1 rRNA gene is annotated in these 288 nt (G+C 52.4%); it reads right to left on the bottom strand.

From position 1 onward, the window contains the following. A 23S ribosomal RNA gene (locus tag H6A27_RS14795) occupies positions 1–288 on the bottom strand; the annotation flags it as partial.

Below are 288 nucleotides of genomic sequence, written 5' to 3'. Positions count from 1 at the left end.
AGTTACAGGGTCAATTTGCCTAGTTCCTTAACCGTGACTCACCCAAGCGCCTTAGTATATTCAACCCGACTACGTGTGTCCGTTTGCGGTACGGGTACCTACAACGTTAAGTTTAGCGGATTTTCTCGGCAGTCTGCTTACCCACACTATCACCGCTACCCGAAGGTGTTGGTGTACTATCAAGTTCGACTCTTCCCGTGGATTTGCCTGCGGGAATCGACGTCTACACTCTTTAACCGGCTATTCCGTCAGCCGGCGGTGGTGTCACTGCTGCGTCTCCACGTCACC

This window comes from Bacteroides caecigallinarum, assembly GCF_016902295.1.
Taxonomy (GTDB): domain Bacteria; phylum Bacteroidota; class Bacteroidia; order Bacteroidales; family Bacteroidaceae; genus Phocaeicola; species Phocaeicola caecigallinarum_A.
The sequence above is the reverse complement of the archived record's forward strand: the minus strand, read 5'-3'. Positions and strand labels throughout refer to the sequence as shown.